The organism is Streptomyces sp. 8L, assembly GCF_020176795.1.
Classification (GTDB): domain Bacteria; phylum Actinomycetota; class Actinomycetes; order Streptomycetales; family Streptomycetaceae; genus Streptomyces.
Window position 1 is genome coordinate 1 of sequence record NZ_JAIUKE010000584.1, and the last position, 6,209, is coordinate 6,209.

Annotated in this window: 6 protein-coding genes and 1 riboswitch; of the genes, 4 read left to right on the forward strand and 2 right to left on the reverse strand. The window is 72.2% G+C overall.

Features of this window, described 5'->3' with window-relative positions; genetic code table 11:
• The coding region (locus tag LCE31_RS34955; RefSeq protein WP_263632659.1) for a glycosyl hydrolase family 18 protein at positions 1–892 on the forward strand (892 nt) is incomplete at its 5' end.
• Between the two features lie 41 nt (positions 893–933).
• Here LCE31_RS34955 and LCE31_RS34960 read toward each other — a convergent pair.
• Together LCE31_RS34960 and LCE31_RS34965 are read right to left on the reverse strand one after the other, a co-directional pair.
• The gene (locus LCE31_RS34960; protein WP_225021744.1) at positions 934–2,292 is read right to left on the reverse strand and encodes a purine-cytosine permease family protein; all 1,359 of its coding nucleotides are present in this window, start codon (positions 2,290–2,292) and stop codon (positions 934–936) included.
• A 66-nt stretch (positions 2,293–2,358) separates the two neighbouring features.
• A riboswitch (TPP riboswitch) is annotated at positions 2,359–2,452 on the reverse strand.
• Positions 2,453–2,580: 128 nt separating this feature from the next.
• Positions 2,581–2,961: a winged helix-turn-helix transcriptional regulator gene (locus LCE31_RS34965; RefSeq protein WP_225021746.1), complete on the reverse strand. Its 381-nt coding sequence runs from the start codon at positions 2,959–2,961 to the stop codon at positions 2,581–2,583.
• Positions 2,962–3,145: 184 nt separating this feature from the next.
• On the opposite strand from LCE31_RS34965, the gene LCE31_RS34970 reads away from it, so the two are divergent.
• The 3 genes from LCE31_RS34970 to LCE31_RS34980 all read left to right on the forward strand — a co-directional run bounded on the left by LCE31_RS34970 (position 3,146) and on the right by LCE31_RS34980 (position 6,052).
• Positions 3,146–4,018: an alpha/beta fold hydrolase gene (locus LCE31_RS34970; protein ID WP_225021740.1), complete on the forward strand. Its 873-nt coding sequence runs from the start codon at positions 3,146–3,148 to the stop codon at positions 4,016–4,018.
• Between the two features lie 4 nt (positions 4,019–4,022).
• On the forward strand, positions 4,023–4,634 hold the full coding sequence (locus LCE31_RS34975; RefSeq protein WP_308042359.1) for a hypothetical protein: 612 nt from the start codon (positions 4,023–4,025) through the stop codon (positions 4,632–4,634).
• 395 nt (positions 4,635–5,029) lie between these two features.
• Positions 5,030–6,052 carry a Gfo/Idh/MocA family protein gene (locus LCE31_RS34980; RefSeq protein WP_225021742.1) on the forward strand — a complete coding sequence of 341 codons (1,023 nt, stop codon included), beginning with the start codon at positions 5,030–5,032 and terminating at the stop codon, positions 6,050–6,052.
• Positions 6,053–6,209 lie beyond the last annotated feature (157 nt).

Below are 6,209 nucleotides of genomic sequence, written 5' to 3' on the forward strand. Positions count from 1 at the left end.
GCTCTGCCCCGCCATGACGGTGCTGGCCGCCGCCCCCGGCGCCCTCGCCGCCGCCACCGGGTTCCCCGCCCAGTACGCGGCGCCCTACCTCCAGATCGACGGCAGCACGGCGGCGGACATGGCCGCCGACCAGCAGGCGTCGGGAGTGAACCACTACACCCTGGCCTTCCTCACCTCGCAGTCCGGCTGCACCCTCAACTGGGAGGACGGCGGCGACCCCGTCGGCTCCTACACCTCCCAGATCAACGCCCTCAAGGCGGCGGGCGGCGACGTGGCCATCTCGTTCGGCGGCGCCGGAAGCCAGGAGCTCGCACAGACCTGCACCTCCGTGTCCGACCTCACCGCCGCGTACAAGAAGGTCGTCGACACCTACGGGACCAACCGGCTCGACTTCGACATCGAGGGCGGCGCACTCGGCGACAGCGCCGCCAACCAGCGCAGGGACCAGGCGCTCGCCGCCCTCCAGCAGGAGGAGCCGGGCGTTCAGATCGACTGGACCGTCGCCGTCGCCCCCGACGGCCTGGAGTCCGACGTCACCGGCCTGCTCTCCGGCGCCCAGTCGGCCGGCGTGAAGACCACGCTCGTCAACATCATGACCATGGACTTCGGCGACGGCGAGAACGCGCTCCAGGACGCCGAATCCGGTGCCAACGCCACCGTCAAGCAGCTCGGTTCTATCTACGGCGGCTCCACCGCGGACAACTGGGCCCGGATGGGGCTGACCCCCATCGCCGGCCAGAACGACGACGACGAGAACTTCAGCCAGTCCGACGCCTCCGCGCTGGAGAGCTTCGCGGCGGACAAGGGCGTGCAGGAACTGTCCTTCTGGGAGGTCGACCAGTACGACAAGCCGACGGGCTACGCCTACTCCAAGATCTTCAACAAGATCTGACGAGCCGGGACGAGCGGGTGGGCGAGTGCGACCGCGGCGCGTCAGTCATGGACCGCGCGCCGCGGTCGCGCCCCGCCGCGCAGCCGCAGCGGAAGGTACACGGCGAGGGCCACCGCGAACGCGACGTAGTAGGCGAGGTCCGCTCCGTGCAGCGCCCGTGCCACGGAGCCCTCGTACACCGACGTGTTCATGAAGGGCACGGCCGCGCCGAAACCCACCACGAACGCGAGCAGCGCGGGCCACCACGGCCGCCGCCGCGCCCACTCGGCCGCCAGATCCACCGGCGCCCCGCCCCGTGCCCGCGACCGCGCGTACCAGTCCACGGCCACCACGGCGACGAACCCGGGTATCCAGTAGCCGACGAACAGCAGGACGTTCTGGAACCGTGCCGCCGTGTCCGCCGCGTGCATCCACAGCACCAGCGGGAACCCCAGCGCCGCGGCGAGCGCCGCCGCGACCGGCCGCGGCAGCCGCACCCCCACCGTCTGGAGCGCCAGCGACCCGCTGTAGTCGTTCATCGCGTTGCTGCACAGCGCGGCGCACGCGACCGCGAGCAGCCCGAAGGCGCTCAGCGCCCCGCCTCCCAGCAGGCCGTCGACCCCCTTCGCGGTCTGATCGGTGAACACCGAGGCGCCCCACAGGCCGAGCGTCTGCACCGCCACGAAGGACACGCTCACCCCGAGAAGGGTGCACACGAACATGCGCGTACGGGACGTCCCGCGCGGCAGGTAGCGGCTGAAGTCGCTCGCGTACGGCGCCCAGGACAGCGAGAGGCTCAGCGCGACCGTGCTCGTCAGCATGAAGGCGCCGAACCTGTCCGCCCCGTGCACGTGCGACACGGCCGCCGGGTGCACCCCGCCGACCATCTTCACCGCGAGCAGCGCGAACGCCACCGCGAGCGCCAGCGTCATCACTTTCTGGAGCCGGTGGATCGCCTCGTATCCCAGCGCCCCGACCAGCCCCTGCCCGGCCATCATCACCAGCACACCGAGCCAGAACGGCCACCCGAAGAGCCGGGCCAGCGCGTCCCCGCCGAACAGCCCGATCAGCGCGTCCCAGGCCACCGACGACACCCACTGGAGCAGCCCGGGCACGACCACCGCACCGCCGAAGGCCAGGCGTGCCAGCGGCAGTTGACCGGCTCCGGTCCTGCTGCCCCAGGTGCCGAGCCCCGCCACCGGCACGGCACCGAGGACCGTGCCGAGGACCACCGCCACGATCGCCGTGGTGAAGTCGAGGCCCAGCACCACCCCGAGGGTCCCGGTGAACACACCCGTCATCGTCAGATTCGGCGCGAACCACACGGTGAACAGCCGCCCGGCCCTGCCGTAGCGGTGGTCCTCGGGCACCGGCGCGATCCCCCGCGTCTCGATGCGCAGGTCACCCGCCTCCGCGGGCATCCGCCCCTGGAAGGCCGGAGGCTGCGCGTCGCGTACGGCACCGCGCTCCTGCGAAGAGGTACGGGACTGCGCCATGGGAGACATCCCTCCGCCAGTACGAGCTGGTTCAGGTTCAACGGGTGTGATCTCAGCCCCGCGCGGGGCACCCCGTGTCCGGTGATCTCCAGCCTAACGCCCGCCCGAACCCTCTGGCCCAGGGGGCGCCCGCTCCGCCGGAGAGCCGCCGGGTCCTGAGCTGCCGGGCCGGGGGCCCGCCAAGCCCGGGCCCGCCGGAGTCTTGCCCGGCGCTCAGCCCTCGGCGTCGCGGCGCTTGCTCAGCTCGTTGGCGCGGTCGATCTCGGCCATGTGCTCCTCGGCCCAGTCACGGACCATGGACAGCGGGCCTTCGAGCGAGAGGCCCAGAGGGGTGAGCCGGTAGTGCACCCGGGGCGGCACCGTGGGCTCCACCCTGCGGCTGACCAGCCCGTCACGTGCCATCCCCTGGAGAGTCACCGAGAGCATCTTCTGCGAGACACCCGCCATCCGACGCCGCAGCTCCGCGAACCGCACCTCGCCGGGGGATGCCTCGGCCAGCACCTTGACGGCCATCGACGTCCATTTCGTACCGATCCGGTCGAGCAGACGCCGGGTCGGGCACTCCGGCGAGAAGAGATCACCGCGTGCGCCGATCGTCGTGTGCGGGGCGGAGGAGTCGGCCGTCGTGTGCGCGGTTCGGGAGCCGGCCGTCGTGTGCGCGGCGGGGGAGTCGGTCACCTGGAGCTCACCACCTGTGGTGCGAGTACGGTCTTGGCCTCCGCACACTAGTTACCTAGCGTGGGCTTGTCACCATTCGTAACTGCCCCTGGAGTGCGTCATGCCATTCGTGTCGAGTACCGCGGGACCGGCGGCGCCCGTCGAGGTCGAACTGCGCCGGGTCACGGCGGGCGGCATCGGGCTCAACGTGGCGACCGCGGGCGAGGGCCCGGCCCTTCTCCTGCTGCACGGCTTCCCGCACACGTGGCGCCTGTGGAGCGAGGTGATCGGCGAACTCGCCGTACGGCACCGGGTGATCGCCCCCGACCTGCGCGGCCTCGGCGCCAGCGAACGGACGGCGGACGGCTACGACGCGGGCACCGTCTCCGCCGACGCGGAAGCGCTCCTTGAAGCGCTCGGCGTGACCTCGGCGGCGGTCGTCGCCATCGACGCGGGCACCCCGCCCGCCTTCCTGCTGGCCATGCGCCGCCCCGATCTCGTCAGCCGGCTGGTGGTCATGGAATCGCTCCTGGGAACGCTCCCCGGCGCCGAGGACTTCCTCGCGGGCGGGCCGCCGTGGTGGTTCGGCTTCCACTCGGTCCCCGGCCTCGCGGAGAGCGTACTGGCGGGCCATGAGGCGCGCTACGTCGACTGGTTCCTCGACTCCGGCACACTCGGCCAGGGGCTCCGCCCCGACGTCCGGGCCGCCTTCGTCAGCGCGTACACCGGTACCGAGGCCCTGCGCTGCGCCTTCTCCTACTACCGGGCACTGCCGACCAGCGCCCGGCAGATCCAGGAGGCCGTGGAGACGCGCCGTCTGACGGTGCCCGCCATGGCCATCGGGGCCCACCCCGTCGGCACGGCGCTCCAGCGGCAGTTGCGTCCGGTGGCGGACGACCTCGTCGGCCACGTCATCGAGGACTGCGGCCATCTCGTCCCGCTCCACCGCCCCGAAGCCCTGCTCGCCCTGCTGAACCCCTTCCTGGCAGCGTGACCCGGTGGCCCGAGGGGCACGGCTTGCCCTTCGGCACTCCCGCGCGTGCCTCGTGCTGTTCCTGGAGTACATTCCCCAGACGCTCCACGAGTGGCTCCCCGAGCGGCTCAAGGCCGGTGAAGAGGCCGCCGACGAGGCCTGCCTCCTGGTGGAGGGCGAGTTGGAGCGCGGCACGTCCTTCATGAACGCGCGCGGGCTTGTGCACTTCGACGCCCACTTCCGCAACATCCTGGCCGACGGTCGGCGCCTGTACTTCACCGACTACGGCCTCGCGCTCTCCTCCGCATTCGATCTGTCACAGGACGAGGCCCGCTTCTTCGAGCAGCACGCGGCCTACGACGGCTGCTACACCCGCAGTTGGCTGGTGAACTGGCTGATCACGGCTCTGTACGGATACGACAGGAAAGAACGCGAGGCGCTCGTCCGCGCCTGTGCACGGGGAGCGGACCCGCCGGAGGGGCCCCGAGAGGCAAAAGCGATCCTCGCCCGCCACGCGCCGCTCGCGGCGGTGATGACCGACTTCTACGGCACGGTCCAGGACGAGAACCGGCAGACCCCGTACCCGGCGGAGGCGCTCCGCCGGGCTCTCCGCGCCGACGACGCACGGCGCGGCTGAGCGGGAACCCAGGGCTGTCGCGACCGGCGTGACGCCTTCGGCCGCCCCGATACCGGTCGTGGAGAGCGTGCGGCGCGCTCCGTGTGGGGTCGGCCCGTCCTCGCCCGCCACCGCTGTGGCGGCGTAGTTCGACCCGGTCGCAACTGAGGCTCTCCGCCGGCCTGTTCATGCGCCGGATGCTCTCGCAGCCAGGCCGGGACGGCAGCACCGGGACCGCAGCACCGGAACGAGGTGCGTCCTCCGCCTCACCGTTGACGCACCGCTCCGCCACGGCCGCGCGGCTCATGCGAATGTTCCGCACCTTTCGTACGCACACCGGGGAGGGGGTTGACTCGAAGGAGGTTAGTACAGAGTCTAGACATACTTGATCGGCAGTTCCCCTGTGCGAGGTTGGCATGCAGAGAATCGGCATCATCGGCGGCGGTATCCGCGGCTCCATGTACGCGCAGTCCCTGCGCGGCTTCCCCGGAGCCGAGGTCCGGGCCGTGTGCGACGTGGCCGAGCCCGTCGCGCGCACAGTCGCCGACGGCTTCGGCCTCGCCGCGTACACGGACCACCGGCGCATGCTCGCCGAGCAGGAGCTGGACGCGGTCATCGTCGCGACGCCCGACTTCGCCCACCGCGAGGCCGCCGTCGACGCCGCGGCGGCGGGCTGCCACCTGCTGGTGGAGAAGCCGCTCGCGATGACGCGTGCGGACACCGACGCCATCTCGCAGGCCGTGCGCACCGCGGGCGTCCAGTGCATGGTCGGCTTCGAGAACCGGTGGAACCCCGCGGTCAGGCGGTTGCGCGAGCAGTCGGCGGCGGGCGCGCTTGGCAGGGTCCTCACGCAGAACATCCTGCTCAGCAACACCTATTTCGTACCGACGAAGATGATCGGCTGGGCCGCGAAGTCGTCGCCCGCCTGGTTCCTGATGAGCCACACCGTCGACGCCGCCACGTGGGTCAGCGGCCGCACGGTCACCGCCGTCGACGCCCGCGGTTCCCGCGGCGTCCTCGCGGCACGCTCCGTCGACACGTGGGACGTCGTGCACGCCCTGCTGACCTTCGACGACGGCACCACGGCCAACCTGACATCGACCTGGGTGCTGCCCGACTCGATGCCGTCCGTCGTGGACTTCCAGTACCAGGTCGTCGGGGAGCGCTCCGCCATGTACGTCGACCTCCAGGACCAGAGCGTCCGGCAGGCGGGCCCGGACGGCTTCCGCTGGCCCGGCCTGCTCGGCGGCGAGATCGACGGGCGCCTCCAGGGCCCGCCCACCTGGATGGTGCAGGACTTCGTCACCCGTCTTGAGCGTGGCGAACAGGTCGGGCCCGGGCTCGTCGAGGGAGCCGCCGTGACGGACATCGTCGTGGCGATCCACGAGTCGCTGGAGTCCGGGGGCACCGTGTCCGTGGGCCGTCGTGACCGGGCCTGAGGGGGCCTCCGGCAGGACCGCGCTGCCCCCGTACGGCCGGAACCGAGGCGCCGGTGCGCCGGAGGGCCCCCCGCCCCCCGGGGCCGGGCCCCCCGGGGCCCCCCCCCCCCGCCCCCCGGGCCCCGGCCCCCCCCGGGGGGGGGGCGGGCGGCGGGGC